The 18,282-nt window shown below is 40.6% G+C and carries 14 protein-coding genes; 8 read left to right on the top strand and 6 right to left on the bottom strand.

Translation table 11 applies throughout. From position 1 onward, the window contains the following. The first annotated feature begins 155 nt into the window (after positions 1–155). A complete protein-coding gene (locus tag NMU02_RS09975; protein WP_255027720.1) occupies positions 156–428 on the top strand; it encodes an HU family DNA-binding protein in 273 nt (90 codons plus the stop codon). Positions 429–542: 114 nt separating this feature from the next. Here NMU02_RS09975 and gltA read toward each other — a convergent pair whose 3' ends face one another. The 5 genes from gltA to NMU02_RS09950 all read right to left on the bottom strand — a co-directional run bounded on the left by gltA (position 543) and on the right by NMU02_RS09950 (position 9,434). After that, positions 543–2,015 (bottom strand): NADPH-dependent glutamate synthase, encoded by a 1,473-nt coding sequence (gene gltA, locus NMU02_RS09970; RefSeq protein WP_255027719.1) that lies wholly within the window; start codon positions 2,013–2,015, stop codon positions 543–545. Between the two features lie 14 nt (positions 2,016–2,029). Next, entirely contained in the window at positions 2,030–2,830 is an 801-nt protein-coding gene (locus NMU02_RS09965; protein WP_255027718.1) for a sulfide/dihydroorotate dehydrogenase-like FAD/NAD-binding protein, read from the bottom strand. Between the two features lie 121 nt (positions 2,831–2,951). After that, positions 2,952–3,806 (bottom strand): hypothetical protein, encoded by an 855-nt coding sequence (locus NMU02_RS09960; RefSeq protein WP_255027716.1) that lies wholly within the window; start codon positions 3,804–3,806, stop codon positions 2,952–2,954. After that, positions 3,803–7,156: a trypsin-like serine protease gene (locus tag NMU02_RS09955; protein WP_255027715.1), complete on the bottom strand. Its 3,354-nt coding sequence runs from the start codon at positions 7,154–7,156 to the stop codon at positions 3,803–3,805. The genes NMU02_RS09960 and NMU02_RS09955 overlap by 4 nt, the downstream gene beginning before the upstream one ends. 112 nt (positions 7,157–7,268) lie before the next feature. After that, positions 7,269–9,434 carry a cation:proton antiporter domain-containing protein gene (locus NMU02_RS09950; protein WP_435522035.1) on the bottom strand — a complete coding sequence of 722 codons (2,166 nt, stop codon included), beginning with the start codon at positions 9,432–9,434 and terminating at the stop codon, positions 7,269–7,271. Positions 9,435–9,686: 252 nt separating this feature from the next. On the opposite strand from NMU02_RS09950, the gene NMU02_RS09945 reads away from it, so the two are divergent. The 7 genes from NMU02_RS09945 (at position 9,687) to NMU02_RS09915 (ending at position 17,635) form a co-directional block, all read left to right on the top strand. Next, complete coding sequence (locus NMU02_RS09945) at positions 9,687–10,694, top strand: aspartate-semialdehyde dehydrogenase (protein WP_255027713.1); 1,008 nt, start codon at positions 9,687–9,689, stop codon at positions 10,692–10,694. A 245-nt stretch (positions 10,695–10,939) separates the two neighbouring features. Next, positions 10,940–11,842 carry a S66 peptidase family protein gene (locus NMU02_RS09940; protein ID WP_255027712.1) on the top strand — a complete coding sequence of 301 codons (903 nt, stop codon included), beginning with the start codon at positions 10,940–10,942 and terminating at the stop codon, positions 11,840–11,842. A gap of 66 nt (positions 11,843–11,908) precedes the next feature. Continuing rightward, positions 11,909–12,883, top strand: a complete 975-nt coding sequence (locus NMU02_RS09935; protein ID WP_255027711.1) for a M28 family peptidase — start codon at positions 11,909–11,911, stop codon at positions 12,881–12,883. Between the two features lie 95 nt (positions 12,884–12,978). Next, positions 12,979–13,533: a helix-turn-helix domain-containing protein gene (locus NMU02_RS09930; RefSeq protein WP_255027710.1), complete on the top strand. Its 555-nt coding sequence runs from the start codon at positions 12,979–12,981 to the stop codon at positions 13,531–13,533. 344 nt (positions 13,534–13,877) lie between these two features. Beyond that, positions 13,878–14,303, top strand: a complete 426-nt coding sequence (locus tag NMU02_RS09925; protein ID WP_255027709.1) for a SufE family protein — start codon at positions 13,878–13,880, stop codon at positions 14,301–14,303. Between the two features lie 35 nt (positions 14,304–14,338). Then, the gene (locus tag NMU02_RS09920; protein WP_255027707.1) at positions 14,339–15,898 is read left to right on the top strand and encodes a peptide MFS transporter; all 1,560 of its coding nucleotides are present in this window, start codon (positions 14,339–14,341) and stop codon (positions 15,896–15,898) included. A gap of 174 nt (positions 15,899–16,072) precedes the next feature. Continuing rightward, complete coding sequence (locus NMU02_RS09915) at positions 16,073–17,635, top strand: glycoside hydrolase family 28 protein (RefSeq protein ID WP_255027705.1); 1,563 nt, start codon at positions 16,073–16,075, stop codon at positions 17,633–17,635. Between the two features lie 49 nt (positions 17,636–17,684). Here the strand turns inward: NMU02_RS09915 and rnhB are convergent, their stop codons facing one another. Then, positions 17,685–18,281 (bottom strand): ribonuclease HII, encoded by a 597-nt coding sequence (gene rnhB / locus NMU02_RS09910; protein WP_255027773.1) that lies wholly within the window; start codon positions 18,279–18,281, stop codon positions 17,685–17,687. Position 18,282: the final 1 nt, after the last annotated feature.

The following is an 18,282-nucleotide window of genomic DNA, read 5'->3' as shown; positions in this document are numbered from 1 at the left end:
AAGTGTTTTCTTATCTGTAGATTAAATTTTTACTGCGAAAATTTAATTTTTTTATTCCTATTTTTTGCTATTTAGTTTTTTAATGATATATTTGCCTATCTATGTGATTAAAAAGGAAATTATATTTTTAACTACAAAATAAAAATACAAGTTTTATGAACAAATCAGAATTAATCAATGCGATGGCTGAAGAAGCCAGCTTGAGCAAAGCAGATGCTAAAAAAGCACTGGATGCTTTTATTTCTACCGTATCTTCAACTTTAGCAAGTGGTGATAAGATCGTTCTTATTGGTTTCGGTACTTTCTCTGTAAATGAAAAAGGTGAAAGAAAAGGTATTAACCCTGCTACCAAGAAACAAATTACTATTCCGGCTAAGAAAGTCGTTAAATTTAAAGCCGGTGCTGAATTAGCTGAAAAAGTAAAATAATTTCATATAATTCAAGAAAAAGAGTTTCTGTTTTTACAGAAACTCTTTTTTTAAGATCAAAAAATAAAAAGAGAGGGAATGAACTTATTCTCTCTTTTTTTGTAACGTGAAATTTTATTTTTGGCTGAAAGAGGCGTGCATAGCTGCGGCTGCCCGCCGTCCGTCTCCCATTGCGAGGATTACTGTCGCTCCTCCTCTTACGATATCGCCTCCTGCGTAAAGGTCGGGTAAATCCGATTTCATTGTTTCCTGATTGACGATAATAGTACCCCATTTACTTACCTGGAGTCCTTGTATGGAATTCGGTATTAAGGGATTGGGAGAAACTCCGACACTGACGACGACTTCATCGATATCAATTGTTTCTATTGCCCCTGGAATGGCTACGGGGCTACGTCGTCCGGACGCATCCGGTTCGCCCAATTCCATTTTTTGTAATTTCATTTGCTTTACTCGCCCACGTTCGTCTCCAATATATTCTATGGGATTGTGAAGAGTAAGAAACTCTATACCTTCTTCTTTAGCGTGTTTTATTTCTTCGAGACGTGCCGGCATTTCTTCTTCAGAGCGCCGGTAAACCAGCATCGCTCTTTCAGCTCCCAAGCGCCTGGCTGTACGTACCGAATCCATAGCGGTATTTCCTCCTCCGATAATTGCAACATGCTTTCCTTTGATCACTGGAGTATCTGAGTCTTCACTGGCAGCATGCATGAGGTTTACGCGGGTAAGGTATTCGTTACTCGACATAACACCGATAAGGTTTTCACCAGGTATGCCCATAAACCGGGGTAGTCCTGCTCCACTGGCGACGAAAATACCTTTGAACCCCATTTCATGTAAATCTTCATAACTGAGCGTTTTTCCGATTATACAGTCGGTAATGAATTCTACACCCATTTTTTTTAGATTATCGATTTCTACATCTACAATGGAGTTGGGAAGTCTGAACTCGGGTATACCGTATTTGAGAACGCCGCCGATTTCGTGTAAGGCTTCGAATACGGTGACGGAGTATCCGTTTTTTGCCATATCGCCTGCAAAAGAGAGACCGGCAGGGCCCGATCCTACGACAGCGATTTTTATACCGTTGCTTTCTTTAATAACCGGAACGGATATGCGTCCGCTTTCACGTTCGAAATCGGCTGCGAAACGTTCGAGATATCCTATGGCAACAGCCGGTTTTTTTAATTTTTGAATATAGAAACATTTTGATTCGCATTGTTTTTCTTGGGGGCATACGCGACCGCAAACAGCCGGTAATGCGCTGGTTTCTTTAAGAGTACGGGCGGCTTCGAGTATTTCTCCCCGTTCTATGTTCTTGATAAATTTAGGGATGTTTATTTGTACGGGACAGCCCGTAATACACAAGGGATCGGGACAGTCCAGGCAACGAGCAGCCTCGGTTTGTGCTTGTTCTATATTGAGTCCTTGATTTACTTCTTCATTATTTGTTATCCGGTAAGCAGGAGGCAACTCGTTCATATGCACGCGAGGTATATCGGTGCGTTCCTTACTCTTTTTACTTTTACGTAATTCTTCCCGCCATTCCTGTTTGCGTTCGGAAGCTAAATATTCTTTGTAATCCATATCGGGATCGAAATTTAAAGTTTGGGTTCGATATCTTTGTATGAAGAAAGGCGCATCATCATTTCGTCGAAGTCGACCTGATGGGCATCAAATTCAGGCCCGTCGACACATACAAATTTGGTTTTTCCTCCTACTGTTATCCGACAGGCACCGCACATCCCGGTACCATCGACCATAATGGTATTCAGAGAAGCGACTGTGGGTATATTGTATTTTTTTGTCAATTGGGATACGAATTTCATCATAATTGCAGGTCCTATCGTTACGCATAGATTTACTTTTTCGCGTTTGATAACATCTTCGGCTCCGTCGGTTACCAGTCCTTTCTTTCCATAAGAACCGTCATCGGTCATAATGATGACTTCGTCGGAATTTTCCTGTATTTGTTTTTCGAGAATGATCAACTCTTTGGTACGAGCGGCTAATACTGTAATTACTTTGTTCCCTGCTTTTTTAAACGCTTCGACAATCGGAAGCAACGGGGCAACGCCTACTCCACCTCCACAGCATAATACGGTACCTACTTTCTCAATATGAGTCGCTTGGCCGAGCGGCCCGACAACATCGGTAATGTAATCACCCGCTTTGAGAGCGCAAAGTTTAGATGATGAATGGCCTACCGCTTGGACAACAAGAGTTATGGTTCCATTTTGAACGTCTGCTTGCGCAATGGTTAGGGGTATACGTTCACCTTTTTCTCCAGCCCTCACGATAACAAAGTGCCCGGCCCGGCGTGCTTTTGCAATCAAGGGAGCTTCGATGACGAGTTTGACTACTTTTTCAGAAAAGTACTCTTTACTGATAATTTTATTCATTGGTATATATTGATATATTTGTCGGTCTGTTTGTTACAGATCTTTCCGATTACAAATTTACTCGAAAATCTAATAAAGGAGACAAAATAAGTATGAAATTCATATAATGGTAAAAGCACCTTTACCTACCGATAGAAAAAGCGTACCTTAATTTTATTCCGGCACATACGGGAATTATATTTTTAGATTTTATTATATCGGTCTCCCAGATACCGTTTTGTTCGAGGCTTCCTGACGGCATATATTGTAGCAACGGTTTGTTATGGCCTGAAGAAAATATCGGCGTAATACCGTATGATGCGAAAACCGTAGTATATAAGGAATTATTACAAGAAAGTTTCCATCGATAACCTACTTCGGCTGTTATATCGAAATGTATTTTTGTGTTTAAGTTCCGTTTATCCGAATAATTTTCGAATGTTCCGAACCCGTGTTGCGGCAGGTCGGTATATTCTATCCCTTCGTAAGGGAAATAACCGGATGTGGATAGTCGGGTCGCTTTTATGTGGGCTGTTGTTTTTATCGGTAATCCTACTACAAATCCTATTGTTCCCGTAAAGCCGTTCCCGGAAGGTCGATATTGCAGTGTCACCGGTATATTCAGACCAATAAATTGTTGTGTTTCACGATAATTTTCATATATAGCTTTAAAGTCGAAACGGTTTATCTCATCTCCCTGATCAGGTACGGCCATTGCTTCGGCTGTGTATGAAAATGATAATTTATCGGCTTTTGTCGAGGATCGAAGCAATGATGCTTCTGCTCCGAAACCAAGTCCCCAGTGGGAATTGAAAAAATAGGTGTATGAGACTCCGAGGGCAACACCCGGCTGCATAACATATTTCCCTTCATTTAATTTAAAATAGGGAGAGAGCAATCCTCCGGAACCCCAAAAAGATATTTCCGACGGAGTTCCGGCATATCCAGATGGCCCGCCTGAAATGAGTAGTAATATAAAAATAAATAGTCGCCTCATGGAGTACAGATAATTTTTATATCGGTTTTTTTGTTATCGGATGTTATCACCCTGATTATATAATTACCGGCATTATCCGGTACAATGACGGTTGTAATCGTTTCGGTAGGAACAATTTGTTTTTCGATACGTCCGGATGTGCTGATCAGGAAAATCTGGCATTTGGATAGATCTCCGCATTCCGGAGAAATATATACTTGGGTAGATTGTCCTGCACGTACTTGTGTCGGATATACGTTGATAAGACTGTTAAAGGTATTGAGAATTTTTTCGCAACTTAATAATTTCAATCCTTCTTTTGTCGTAATTTCCACTCGGTAAGCATCATTCGGCAAACTGCCGGCTGGTAATGATAAATAGGGTTTTGTTTCCCCTGCTAATAGTTCGTCGTTTCGATACCAGGCGTAAGAACTGAAATTTAGTCCTCCGTTGTTTTCTGGGTTAGTAATAACCGCGAGAACATCATTCCAACGTTGTACGACCGATTGTTCGGCCAATTTTAATAAAGAAAGAGTGTAGGTTTCGGTTCTCTCGCCGCTTTCAGAAGTAATAACAATAGGAATATTGAACGAACCTCCTTTATGATCGAATGTAAATATATACCGAGGGCTTTCTATTCCGTCGATCGATAAAGACGCGCCTTCAGAAGCTTGTACATTTATGGTAACCGATGTCAGGTCGCAAGGACAACTGGCGAAATAGACTTTATCGTCGATTTTACTTATAATTATTCCCTCTTCCTCTATACTGATATCGGTCAGGTCGGCCGCAAAACTTTTATCACTGAGAGTAAATGCCTGATAGCTGCTCATCAGTGAGATGCTGTTTTCGGGATATACACATTCGAGTGCATAATTGTATGTGCCGGGAATTAATCCTTTATCTGTAAAAAATGTTTCTTTTAGAGGCGATTGATTTAGTTTTGTTCCGTCGCGCCAGATATTCCATTGATACCGGGGATTTCCAACCGGTATGGATGAGGTTATAATGGGTAGGCCTGTATTTGTTTTTATCAATTGGCTTTCTTTGGTTACGATAATATTGTAATCGGATTTTGTATAATTGCGAGACGGTGAGGACGTAGCCGTTTTTATATTTTGGGATACAGGAGTATCTGGTTTTAAGGAAGATACCGTTGCCGAAACGGCAAAATTAAAGTTATTTTTAGGTTGATTACTGTATAAGGAACTCCATGTATTGCCATCGGTTGAAAAGATATTTCCTTTCCAATCGATGCAGCTCATGTTATCTACAGCTGCTGGAGAATTTGTGTAATTTTCGGCTTTTAGCGTAATATATAATTCGGAGTTTTCCTCGATGACAAACGGTTCTTCGAGAGGTATCGAATTTTTATGTCCGATTACCGGATTTTTTATTTTTTGTGTATAAATCCGTTCACCTTGTCTTATATAAACCGAATAAGTACATCCCGAAAATGGATAAAACTGTATAGAGCGTATGGTGTAGCCTTTAATTGGTTTCAAGTCGTTTATATCCCAAGATTGTCCGAAATAAAAAGGTTTGTTATTGCTTATTTTTACTCTGTAAATCGGTTCATTGGTTCCCCAGTATATTTCTTGTTCAAAAATCGGATTTTTCCAGAATATACTGATGTCATGGTCGTCACTTCTTTTTGTTTCTGAAATTTCCGGTTTGGGAAATTCATAAACTGAAATAGTTATTGGATCGGTGGTTGCAGAAACCGTGTTATCTTCATAAATTGCAGCTACCGAATAATAATAGAGCCCAAGAGCCAGGTAATTTTCCGAAAATGAGAGTGATTCAGTTTCTTTTACCGGGTAGTAATTTCTGTAAATGCGATATGAGACCGGTTGTTCATCCTCAGAAACCGGAGGGTCCCAAGTTAATGTAACCGTGGAACTTTCGTTATCAAATGTGGCGTGTAGATTTTCGGGTATAGGTTTGGGCATAACAGCATATCTCCCGTTTAATTGCTTGACTCCTTTTTGTAAAGGATCGAGGTATTGAGCGCATTTTTCCCAAAAATAAGCTAATTTCCCATATAAATTCCGTCCATTCGGATTTTCACATTTCGAATCTCCTCCGGTCAGTGTTCCGCATACCAGTTTGTCATGATTATATAGGGGGGCTCCAGAAGAACCTTTCTCGGTAACTCCGTGGCCGTTGGGAGTTGCTGCGAAGCGAACGAGCCAATGTCCACCCGTCATACCAGTATTTTCTTTTGTATTCCAGGTATCGCTGGTGGCAGGCTGTGTGTAAGTCGATATTTTTTTTACGTCTCCTTTCGGATGATGTATGCTGACCCCTTTCTGTGGTATGTTTGTATCTTCTCTGTCCCATCCGTTATAATATACGTTCAGGCTATCGGGTATATTTTCTGATAATCTGAGTAACGCTTCATCGACACCTCCGTCGATCGAAGAAGATGTGATCAGCGAACAGCCTTTCATCGTTTGTGCCGTATTGATAGTGCTTACTCCACAACGTTGGCGTTCATAGTTGAAGTAAAAGAGAGTCTGTGCCAGATCTTCGGAAGAAGCGGTTCCGCTACTGGAAACAAGGCAGTGGTGGGCTGTGAGGATATATGGGATAAAATCTGCAGCGGTGTTGTTCATAACAGTTCCTGTGCAGAGATATGTCCCGGTACCTATGCGCATGATTATTTTTACGACGCCTCTTTTTTCTTCTTGCCAGTTATCTCCTTCTTCGCAATTAATATCTACCATACAACTGCTGGAAAGGTCACCTTCTTCCGATTCGTTATTTCTGATAGTAATAAAATTATATCCATATCCGATTTCTTCCAATTCGAGAACCGGTTTCTCTGAATTTTGCCAGTTTTCGGGAGCGACATATTCGAGTATCACTTCGTCTCCGGCTGTAAATTCGGTTACAAATTTCCCTCCGAGGGGATTGGTTTCACGAGTAAAAGCTCCTAATATTTGCGTATGGTCGGGATTGTATACAAACAGACGTCCTCCTTCTGGTAGTTTAAAGTTGCGGTAATATAGGATGAGTGCTTTGGCTCCTTCTGCTCTGATATGAAGTTGCCAAATATGTTCACCTCCAGGCAAATCTTTCCAAACTCCGGAATTTTGCATGTCCAGATTGGCCGATATAAGTTCTGCAATACGGGGGGGATTGGCTTCCTCCTCGTTCAGTCGGTCATCGGCCTGCAAATCTTCATAAGAGAAAGGTATATATATATTATTTATATTATCACCGCTACGAGTATAGGTATCATTCTTATATTTAAAGCTCGGGGGAGTTCCTCCAATTCCCAGTTGAGCTTGTCCCCGTTCGGGAAAGATAAGTAAGAGAACGATAAGGCAAGAAAAAAATATAATATTTCGGTTTAGTAATTTCATGAAGAAAATATTGTCATTATATGACCGCAATATTACAATTTTTTTTTGAATTTTGCTTCTCGATGTGTTTTGTTACTAAAGAAAAGAGGTATTTATTTTATTGCAAATTATGTTACTTCGATTCTTTCCGGTTCAGGTGTTTCCACATTTTTTGATTTCTCAGGCGAAATTTTTCCCATAATGATTTTAAACCGAATATATGGGTGTAGTGCCGTTGTACATCGATCGAAAGGGGATCGCTGAAGAAGGATACTTCCCGTTCTTTTCCGAATTGCTCGGGGTAAAGTACCACAAGATTGTTTCCCGCGAAATAACGGGAGAGGAGAACCGGAAGTTTGTCGAATTCGGGGCTGTGGGATACGGAGGTGCGGCGAGCGCTTACGATAATAAACAAGTCATCTTGCAATACCACTCCGGTGAGCATTAAGATATCTTCCCAGTTTTCCAGTATTTCGAATTCGTTGCGAATGCGGTAATTCCCTTTTTTCAATACGGCTTTTATTTGAGTGATTGTCTGAGGATGTGCATAAAATATCGCACGGCAACCGATCTGTTTAGCCATATTGGCTATTCTGTCGATCCATTTGACAAAACCGGTTTCGTATTCTGCCTTTTCAGGTACTGCGATAACAATACGAGTAATCGTACTTACCGGTATAATGATTTTCGATATGAAAATCATTTTATTAGTGCCTTTTAGCAGGAGTTCTGTTTTATTGCCGAAGAAGCTGTCGACGATATTTGCTTTATGGTGCAACCCGATGACCACTTCTGAGATATTGCGTTCTCTGATTGCATGAATAATACCGCTGGCAATGTTGATGTCGTAACGGTAGATAGGGTTGAGGCGCGTGTCGGCCGAAGAAGCGACTTTGGCGGCAGTACTTAAAGCGTTACGCGCTTTAAATCCCGGCCCGTCACCTGTTTTTTGATCGTCGGTTACATGTATGGCGAATAACTCGCTTTTTTTCTTCGGGTTTTTTAGCAATAAAGCGATATTTATCAGATTCTCGATGGTCGAGGGGTTGGCGACGGGAATAAGTATCCGTTCCTCCCCGATATCTAATTTTTCGTCGTTATCGTCGAGCATTTGTTGTGTTGCGAGTTTTCGTGCGGCTTTTTCGGTAACGAACGAACTGATCGTACAGGTAACCAATATCATTACGATAGTTCCGTTGAGGACATTCGAATCGAAAATACCTAAATCATGTCCGATAAGTACGGCGGCCAGTGTCGCTGCTGCTTGCGCATTACTTAACCCGAAAATCATGTTTCTGTCGATTTTCGAAAGTTTGAATGTTTTTTGCGTAAACCATGCGGCAATCCATTTTGCGACAGTTGCCACTACCGACATATTTATAGCAACGATCATGGCATCGATACTGCTGAAAACTTCTCTCAGATTGATGAGCATCCCTACTCCGATGAGGAAATAAGGTATGAAGAGTGCGTTTCCTACAAATTCGATTCGGTTCATTAAAGGAGAAACGGCCGGAATGAAACGGTTGAGTATGACTCCGGCAAAGAAAGCACCGATGATTGCCTCGAGTCCGACGAGTTGGGCGAGAAAGGATGCCGCGAATACTAACGCCAAAACAAAAATATATTGAGTAACATTATCGCTGTATTTTTTTAAAAACCAACGAGTAAGCCGTGGATAAACATAGATAATAGCTGCCGTATAGGCGGCAACTGAAAGAGTAAGTCTTAGCCAAAAGAAGTTATCGATATTGCCTTGTGCCATGCCGGCTATAGCAGCAAGTATGATAAGAGCACCCAATACTGTGATAATGGTACCGGAAATCGTGGTTGTGACAGAGGTGGAACGACTTACTCCGTATCGACTTACAATAGGATATGCTACTAATGTGTGTGAGGCGTACATGCTGGCCAGCAGAATAGAGGTACGCAAATCGAAATGTAATGTATAATAGCTGATTACCGTACCTAATATCATGGGTACAAAAAATGTATAGAGACCGAAAACGATTCCTTGCGTTTTGTTCTTTTTGAAATCATTGATGTCCATTTCCAACCCGGCAAGGAACATCAAATACAGGAGGCCGACATTTCCGAATATGTGGAAACTACTGTCTCGATCGAGCCAGCCCAACCCGTAGGGGCCGACAATGATTCCGGCTATAATAAGCCCTATAATATGCGGGATACGGAATCGGTTGAGAATTATGGGAGCAAACAGGATGATCGTGAGCACGATAAAAAATATCAATACCGGATTGGTGAGAGGTAATGTAGGTAATATACTTTCTATGCTCATGGCGGTCATCGTGTTATGGTAATCATAAAAAAGGATTTTCTTACTCAAATCCTGTACAAAAATAAAAAAAAATGTTTAAAGATGAAGTTCGATGAAAAAAGTAGAGGAATTATTCTGAGAAAAAGAACTATTTTTTTAAAATAACCGATAGAATTAGTACAAAATGTTGTAAATTTGTCACGATTTAATGAACAAATGTAATGTAAGGGATACTCGTCCCGAGAAGAAAGTAACTTTTTAAAAAAGAAAACAATGAAAGTAGCTATTGTTGGTGCAAGCGGAGCCGTAGGTCAGGAATTTCTCCGCGTATTGGCCGAGAGGAATTTTCCCATCGATGAGTTATTATTATTCGGGTCTTCACGCAGTGCGGGAACGGAATATACTTTTCGTGGTAAAAAAATCACGGTAAAGGAACTTAAGCACAACGACGACTTTAAGGGCGTAGATATTGCCTTTACTTCGGCCGGTGCCGGTACTTCTAAAGAATTTGCAACGACAATAACCAAACACGGTGCTGTAATGATCGATAATTCGAGTGCATTCAGGATGGATGAAGATATTCCTCTTGTTGTTCCTGAGGTCAACGGAGAAGACGCAAAACGTCGTCCTCGAGGTATTATTGCCAATCCTAATTGTACGACGATACAGATGGTTGTCGCTTTACAGGCTATTGAGAATCTTTCGCATATAAAATCGGTGCATGTCGCTACATATCAGGCTGCGAGCGGTGCTGGTGCGGCAGCTATGGACGAGTTGAAAAAGCAATATGTGGAATTGAACAATGGCGAGAAGCCGACGATTGCCAAATTTGCATATCAGTTAGCTTATAACGTAATTCCTCAAGTAGACGTCTTTACCGATAATTTTTATACTAAGGAAGAAATGAAGATGTTTAACGAGACGCGTAAAATTATGCATTCCGATGTAAAGGTGAGCGCAATGTGTGTGCGTGTACCGGTAATGCGTGCTCATTCTGAATCGATATGGGTAGAGACCGAACGTCCCGTTTCGGTAGAAGAAGCTAAAAAGGCTTTTGCTGAGGCTCCCGGAGTTATTTTAATGGATGATCCCGAAAATAAGGTTTATCCGATGCCTCTTGATATAGCGGGTAAAGATCCGGTTTATGTAGGGCGCGTACGAGCTGACTTATCTAATGAAAACGGTTTGACTTTTTGGACCGTAAGCGACCAGATAAAGAAAGGTGCAGCTCTGAATGCCGTTCAGATTGCAGAATATTTAATCAAAGAAAATGCATTATAATAACGGTTTTTACCGTTTGTGAATAACGGCCTGAACGAATGTCATTCGTTCAGGCCGATTCTATTTGTGTAGAATGGTTTTTAATTTAGCCAATAAGTTATAAAACCGAAGACGTAAATGCAATTTATATAGTGAATAAATATGTATATTCATTGGTGGGAATTATCTCAAATACAGTGATCTTGTACGTTTATTTTTTCCTCGTTTTTATTTTCTATATTTGCCAATGATATGATTAAAATTATATGAAACGTCCTGAATATTTAAAACAGGGAGATAAAATAGCGATAATTTCACCTTCAGGGAAAGTGGAACGCCGGTATATCGAGGGGGCAGAAAGAACTCTCCGTGAGTGGGGGCTCGAGCCGATTATCGCTATGCACTGTTTATCGGAATGTGGGCGGTTTGCCGGAAAAGATGAGGCCAGACTGCAAGATTTGAAGGAGGTTTTGTGTAACCCATCGATACGGGCTGTGTTATGCAGCCGTGGAGGTTATGGCGCTATCCGGCTGTTGGAAAAGATCGATACAAGTTGGATATCGGATAATCCTAAATGGTTGATCGGATATAGTGATATTTCGGCACTTCATGCGATATTCCGGAAAGCCGGTGTTATTTCACTTCATGCGCCAATGGCTAAACATTTGACTGATAATAGTGATAATATGCCTGCTATTGTAATGCGAGATCTACTTTTTGGGAAATGGCCTGTATATCGGACAAAAACACATCCTCTGAATCGTTTTGGAAAATCTGAGGGTACGCTTTTCGGTGGGAATTTATCAGTATTGTTCGGATTACGAGGTACTCCGTATGACCAGATAAGTGAGGGAGATATTCTTTTTATCGAAGATATTGCCGAACGACCTTATCATCTTGAACGGATGATGTATAATTTAAAAATGTCGGGAATATTATCGAAGTTATCGGGCTTTATTGTGGGGAAGTTTACCGATTATGAAGAGGATTTGTCGATCGGTAAAACGGTATATGAAATGATGGCCGAAATGGTGGCTCCGTATGATTATCCGGTATGCTTCGATTTCCCGATAGGACATGTTCCCATGAATTTTCCGATACCGGAAAGTGCTGAGGCTCAACTAACGGTGAGTGAGAACGGAGCCGTTCTTAAAATAATATCTGAGTAAAATGAAATTTTATAACCGACGTGGTATTAAGACAAAAGTATTATGATAAATTGCAAAAAAACAATCATGGCTTTTTCGTTTCTTCTGATGATCGCTTGTAGTGCACGTACGCATGATAAGGGAGGAGATAAAACTGAAGGAATAGATTTAAAGCCCGAAGTCACAGCACCCGTGTTTGATAAAGATAGTGCATACCGTTATGTTGGTAAGCAGACTGAATTCGGATTCAGAGTCCCGAATACCAAGGCTCACGAGGCAACCGCCCAGTGGCTGGCTGACGAATTACGGCGTCATGGAGCACGGGTTATCGTGCAAGAAGCACAAGTAACAGCTTATGACGGGACCTTACTGAACGCAAAAAATATTATAGGTTCGTTTGATGCTGATAATCCCGAACGGATATTGTTATTTGCTCATTGGGATACCCGTCCTTATGCCGATCATGATCCTGCCCCGGCTAATTATCGTAAACCGATTATGGGCGCAAATGATGGAGCCAGCGGAGTCGGTGTATTACTCGAGATAGCCAGGCTTATAGGTAAGCAGCAGCCTCGGGTGGGAATAGATATTATATTTTTCGATGCAGAAGACTATGGACAGCCAGAGTTTGCGACAAGTCCCCAACAGGAAGACAGTTGGGCATTGGGTACGCAATATTGGGCTCGAAAACCTCATATTCCGGGATATCGTGCCCGGTATGGAATTCTTCTCGATATGGTAGGAGGAAAAGATGCATTATTTTATAAGGAGGGTTTTTCGAGATATTATGCTTCGGGAATTAATGATAAAGTATGGAAGACGGCTCAGCGTATCGGTTACGGCAAATATTTTGTAGATATCGACGGCGGTTATATTACCGATGATCACGTGTATGTAAATAAAATGGGAATTCAGAGTATAGATATTATACAGCAAGATCCCAATACCGAAACGGGATTTTGTAAACAATGGCATACCCTCGACGATACGATGGAACATATCGATGCCGAAACCCTGAAAGCAGTAGGACAGACCGTACTCGAGGTTATTTATAACGAATAAATGGGGGAAATGTCGTAAAAATGTCGTAAATATACCGTTATAACGGCATTATCGCCGATATACCTTTGTTCCGTAACTTATTAAAACAAAAAATTATGGAAACAATTGGAACGCGTTTAACCGTTTTGAGAAAACGGTCGGGTCTATCGCAGGAAGAGTTGGCCGATAAGGCCGGAATAAATTTGAGGACTTTACAGCGAATCGAGAAAGACGAGTGTTTTCCCCGCGGAAATACCTTGAAATTATTATGTGATGTATTAGAAGTGCCCGTATCCGATCTGGCTGATTTCGGCAAACGGGAAGACCGGGATTTTTTAATGTGGTTTCATCTTTCGGTTTGCGTCGGTCTGGTGATTCCGCTCGGGTCTATTATTATTCCCCTTATTTTATGGTTAAGTAAACGAGATCAGATTTCCTGTTTACAAGAGCAAGGTGCGAATGTTATAAATTTTCAGGTACAACTTATCGCTTTATTTTATGTGTTAATGACCATTTGGTTGATCATTTTACCCGGAACGATGCTGATGTATTTTATCATTTTTTTTCGAGCGATCGCTTTCGGAATTTATCCTCTTATAGTGGCGTGGAAGATACATTCTGGAGCTGGGCTTAGATTATTTTATCCTCAATGGTTTCAGATTATCAGGTAACAGAACATAATATATTAAAATTAAATAGATTGGAGACCTGAATTTAAAATCCTGGTAGACTCGTTAACGGTATGAGAAATGGTAAAGATGTCGGTTGATATCGTTATCGGTAAAGTTTCTCGATGTAAAATGCATCGTATCGGGTCGCAGTTTGTTTGCCTGGAGAAACCTGTTGTTCGAAAACATGGAAGCGAATCGTTGAAAAAATCGATAGAAACATACACATATGCAAATTTTTATATACGCAGAAATTTTTAGAAGAGAGGAAATAACTTTACATATTGATATGCGGAGTTGCGTATGTCTTTAAAAAAACGTAATATTGCAGGGAAAAACCGTATATTATGACAATAGACGAAAGACAGGACGAAATTATCGAAGAATTTTCGGCTTTTGATGATTGGATGGATAAATATGCGTTACTCATCGATTTAGGAAATACGCAAGAGCCTTTGGATGAGAAATATAAAACGCCGGAAAATCTTATAGAAGGCTGTCAGAGCAGAGTTTGGTTACAGGCAGACTATGTAAACGGTAAAATAATTTTTAAAGCAGAGAGCGACGCCGTTATTGTAAAAGGTATCATCACATTACTTATCAGTGTGCTTTCCGACCACACTCCCGATGAAATATTAAATGCTAATTTACGTTTTATAGATGCCATAGGATTGAAAGAACATTTGTCGCCTACACGATCTAACGGTCTGTTGGCGATGGTAAAACAAATGCGGATGTATGCTCTGGCATTTAAAGTGAAGAATGAAAAATAATTATAAACCATAACAAAACCTTAAAAACCAACATTATGTTTAAAAAGCATCCAAAAGGATTACTTGCAGCGGCTTTGGCTAATATGGGAGAGCGTTTCGGGTTCTATATCATGATGGCCATCCTTACTCTGTTTATTTCTGCGAAATTCGGTTTGTCTGAAACGACTACCGGATATATTTATTCTGCATTTTATGCGTCTATATATATCCTTGCTTTGGCGGGAGGTGTTATTGCGGATAAAACAAAAAATTTTAAAGGAACGATTTTTTGGGGACTGATATTGATGTCGGTCGGTTATCTGATCATTGCCATTCCTACTCCGACCCCTGTTCCCAGCATGGCTTTGTATTTGTCTTTGACCTGCATCGGTCTTTTAGTTATCGCATTCGGTAATGGCTTGTTCAAAGGTAATTTGCAAGCACTTGTGGGGCAGATGTATGATAATCCCAAATATTCGAATCTACGGGATTCGGGATTTCAGATTTTTTATATGTTTATAAATATAGGCGGTTTTTTTGCTCCCTGGATTGCAATCGGAGTAAGAAACTGGTGGCTGAAAGTGAATCATTTTGATTATGACGCTTCGTTGCCTGAATTGTGTCATCAGTATCTCGATAAAGGAAGTCAAATGCCCGCACAAGCGATGGATAATCTGACAACTTTAGCCAATAGTGTTTGTCTGGACGGGACTAAGGTAACCGATTTGGGAGCTTTTGTAAACAGTTATTTGGATGTTTTCAGCCGAGGATTCCAGTATGCTTTTATGGCGGCTATAGGTGCTATGATTATTTCTTTGGTTATTTATTTGGCTAATAGAAAAATTTTCCCCGATCCGTCTAAGAAGACCGCAGACAGTGCGGGTAGCACAACGTTGAGTAAAGAAGAGATAAGGATGAGTGCCACTGAAATCAAACAACGTATTTATGCCTTGTTCGCTGTTTTCGGTGTCGTAATCTTTTTCTGGCTTTCTTTCCATCAGAATGGTTATTCATTGACTTATTTCGCTCGGGATTATGTCGATTTGAGTGTCATAAATATCGATTTAGGGTTTACTCAAATAAAAGGAGCTGAAATTTTCCAGAGTGTAAATCCTTTCTTTGTTGTAGTACTTACTCCCCTTGTCATGTGGTTTTTCGGATCTTTGAAGGCCCGGGGAAAAGAGCCTTCTACTCCGATGAAAATTGCAATCGGTATGGGAATTGCTTCGCTGGCTTATGTTTTCCTTATGATATTCTCTTTTACATTGCCCGCAAAAGACGTTTTAAGCACTATGACGGCTGCGGAAATAAATAGTATACGTGTGACTCCCTGGGTAATGATCGGCTTGTATTTTATATTGACTGTAGCCGAATTATTTATTTCCCCGTTAGGATTATCTTTTGTTTCGAAAGTTGCGCCTCCTCATTTGCAGGGGCTAATGCAGGGATGTTGGCTGGCGGCGACTGCTGTTGGGAATGCATTACTGTTTATTGGAGGTATTTTATATACGACAGTCCCCATTTGGGCATGCTGGCTGGTATTTGTGGGTGCTACGGGCGCGTCGATGGTCGTTATGTTGTCGATGGTTAGATGGCTCGAAAGAGTGGCACGGTAATCGGATACCGAGAAGATCATATTCCGATTGCTTCGGTATAACAGAATGATTTTTTATAACAATCTAATATTCAAATTCTCTACAGACGATGTTCGCGTTTACCGTTGAGTTGTTTCTGTAGAGAATTTTTTGTATAATGTTATTTTTGAGTGCAGAATTTAAAAAATAGTCGTTATGATGCGGATAATAAAAAATATACGTATGCTGCTGATGATTGTTCTTGTAACATTGGGAGTATATAGTAATTCTTTTGCCCAAATAGGAAAAGTTTACAATATTGAAAATTACGGTGCTATAGGTGATGGTAAGACCATGAATACCGAGGTTATACAGAATGTAATCGATATGGCCAGTAAAGACGGTGGCGGGCAAGTTATTATTCCGGAAGGTAGATTTCTGACAGGAACAGTCGAGATGAAAAGCAATGTGGAACTCTATTTACAAAAGAACGGAGTATTATTGGGGAGCACTAATCCTTTTCATTACAGGAGTCCCGATATGAAGGGGAGACCGGAAACTCCTAAGAAAGATGATAATTCACAATTGGCTTTGGTAATCGCTTACCGGGCCGATAATATTTCTATTACAGGAAAGGGGGAAATCGACGGGCAGGGGCTTGATCTGGCGATGAGTGTAGATAGTTTGCATCATGCCGGAGTGGTGGTTGATCCACGGTACTGGACTCGTACTAATGAAAAATACAGGCCGAAGCTCATCCGGTTTTCCTGTTGCAAAAATGTAAGTCTTACACAGGCTACTTTTAAGAACTCTTCGTGTTGGGGGATTTCGATTGAGTTATGCGAACGATTGGTTTTGGATGAAATAACCGTTCGCATGAGAGCTTATTGGAATAATGACGGGATGGATATTACCGATTGCCGGAATGTAAGAATTACGAATTGTGATGTAAGTTCGGCCGATGACGGGATTTGTTTGAAATCCTATTATCCCGGATATTCTAATGATTCGGTTTATATCGCCGATTGTACGGTTCGTTCCGGGGCAAGTGCAATAAAATTCGGTACGGCGTCATATGGAGGATTTAAGAATATTACGATAGAAAATATTAAGGTTTACGATACATATCGTTCGGCAATCGCTATTGAATCGGTCGATGGAGGTGTAATCGAGAATATTAAAGTTTCGGGTATCGATGCAAAAAATACGGGTAATGCGATATTTATACGGTTGGGACACCGTGCCGGAAATACTCCTGGAAGTGTAAAAAATGTACATATAAGTGATATGCGGGTGAAAATCCCATTCGGGCGACCCGATATTAATTATAATCTGCGTGCCGAAGAACCGGCGTATCATAATCCCTTTCCGTCTTCAGTAACCGGTATTCCCGGTTATTATGTCGAGAATGTCGTATTGGAGAATATAGAGATTACTTATCCTGGAAGGGCATCGAAGGGCGATGGTTATTTTTCACTTAGCCGATTAGGTAAATTACCGGAGAAAATTAAAAATTATCCGGAATTTTCGATGTTCGGAGAATTGCCTGCGTGGGGGTTTTATGTGCGTCATGTCAAAGGAATCGATATGAAAAACATTTCTCTTCGTTTAGATGATACCGATTTCAGACCAGCATTTGTTTTTGATGATGTTGATGGGCTCGATATGGAGAAAATAAAGTTGCCTCGTGATAAACGAAACGGTCAGATTATTCTCAGAGATGTTACTGGGTTCCGGATGTACCCGTCTCAGGAAAATCTGGTTGAGGTTGTTAAGTAAAAATAAAAAAGAGGGGGTATATGGATTATATTCCTTCTTTTTTATCAGCTCAGAATAACTCTAATTGTCGTTCTAACAGCTGAAAAGTCATTCGGTGATAAGGGGTAGTTCCATAACGGTTTATTGCCGCTCTATGTGCTTTGGTGGGATAGCCTTTATTTTTATCCCATTTATATGCCGGGTATTCGTTATGGAGTTTTATCATATAATCGTCTCTGTACGTTTTTGCCAGTACCGACGCTGCTGCAATCGAAAGATATTTGCCGTCTCCTTTTATTACGCAGGTATGGTCGATTCCGGGATAGGGTTTAAACCGATTGCCGTCGATAAGCAGATGGCTGGGGAATATCTTTAATTGTTCGATCGCTCGATGCATCGCCAGAAAAGATGCGTTGAGAATATTTATTTTATCGATTTCGGCTGGAGAAACACTTCCTACGGCCCATGCGAGAGCTTCTTTTTCGATGAGAGGACGTAGGGCATATCTCTGTTTTTCGGTAAGTTTTTTAGAATCGTTGAGTTCTTCGCAGACAAAATCGATAGGAAGTATGACGGCGGCAGCAAATACGGCTCCGGCCAAGCATCCTCTTCCTGCTTCATCACATCCTGCTTCAACTCGGTTTTTATCGATATATGGGAGTAACATA

This window comes from Coprobacter tertius, from assembly GCF_024330105.1.
Taxonomy (GTDB): domain Bacteria; phylum Bacteroidota; class Bacteroidia; order Bacteroidales; family Coprobacteraceae; genus Coprobacter; species Coprobacter tertius.
The sequence above is the reverse complement of the archived record's forward strand: the minus strand, read 5'-3'. Positions and strand labels throughout refer to the sequence as shown.

Coding starts and splice junctions, on each gene's coding strand:
- NMU02_RS09930 (WP_255027710.1), top strand. CDS start 12,979: ATGGAAACAATTGGAACGCGTTTAACCGTTTTGAGAAAACGGTCGGGT.
- NMU02_RS09960 (WP_255027716.1), bottom strand. CDS start 3,806: ATGAGGCGACTATTTATTTTTATATTACTACTCATTTCAGGCGGGCCA.
- NMU02_RS09915 (WP_255027705.1), top strand. CDS start 16,073: ATGATGCGGATAATAAAAAATATACGTATGCTGCTGATGATTGTTCTT.
- NMU02_RS09935 (WP_255027711.1), top strand. CDS start 11,909: ATGGCTTTTTCGTTTCTTCTGATGATCGCTTGTAGTGCACGTACGCAT.
- gltA (WP_255027719.1), bottom strand. CDS start 2,015: ATGGATTACAAAGAATATTTAGCTTCCGAACGCAAACAGGAATGGCGG.
- NMU02_RS09920 (WP_255027707.1), top strand. CDS start 14,339: ATGTTTAAAAAGCATCCAAAAGGATTACTTGCAGCGGCTTTGGCTAAT.
- NMU02_RS09945 (WP_255027713.1), top strand. CDS start 9,687: ATGAAAGTAGCTATTGTTGGTGCAAGCGGAGCCGTAGGTCAGGAATTT.
- rnhB (WP_255027773.1), bottom strand. CDS start 18,281: ATGTTACTCCCATATATCGATAAAAACCGAGTTGAAGCAGGATGTGAT.
- NMU02_RS09950 (WP_435522035.1), bottom strand. CDS start 9,434: ATGAGCATAGAAAGTATATTACCTACATTACCTCTCACCAATCCGGTA.
- NMU02_RS09925 (WP_255027709.1), top strand. CDS start 13,878: ATGACAATAGACGAAAGACAGGACGAAATTATCGAAGAATTTTCGGCT.
- NMU02_RS09955 (WP_255027715.1), bottom strand. CDS start 7,156: ATGAAATTACTAAACCGAAATATTATATTTTTTTCTTGCCTTATCGTT.
- NMU02_RS09965 (WP_255027718.1), bottom strand. CDS start 2,830: ATGAATAAAATTATCAGTAAAGAGTACTTTTCTGAAAAAGTAGTCAAA.
- NMU02_RS09975 (WP_255027720.1), top strand. CDS start 156: ATGAACAAATCAGAATTAATCAATGCGATGGCTGAAGAAGCCAGCTTG.
- NMU02_RS09940 (WP_255027712.1), top strand. CDS start 10,940: ATGAAACGTCCTGAATATTTAAAACAGGGAGATAAAATAGCGATAATT.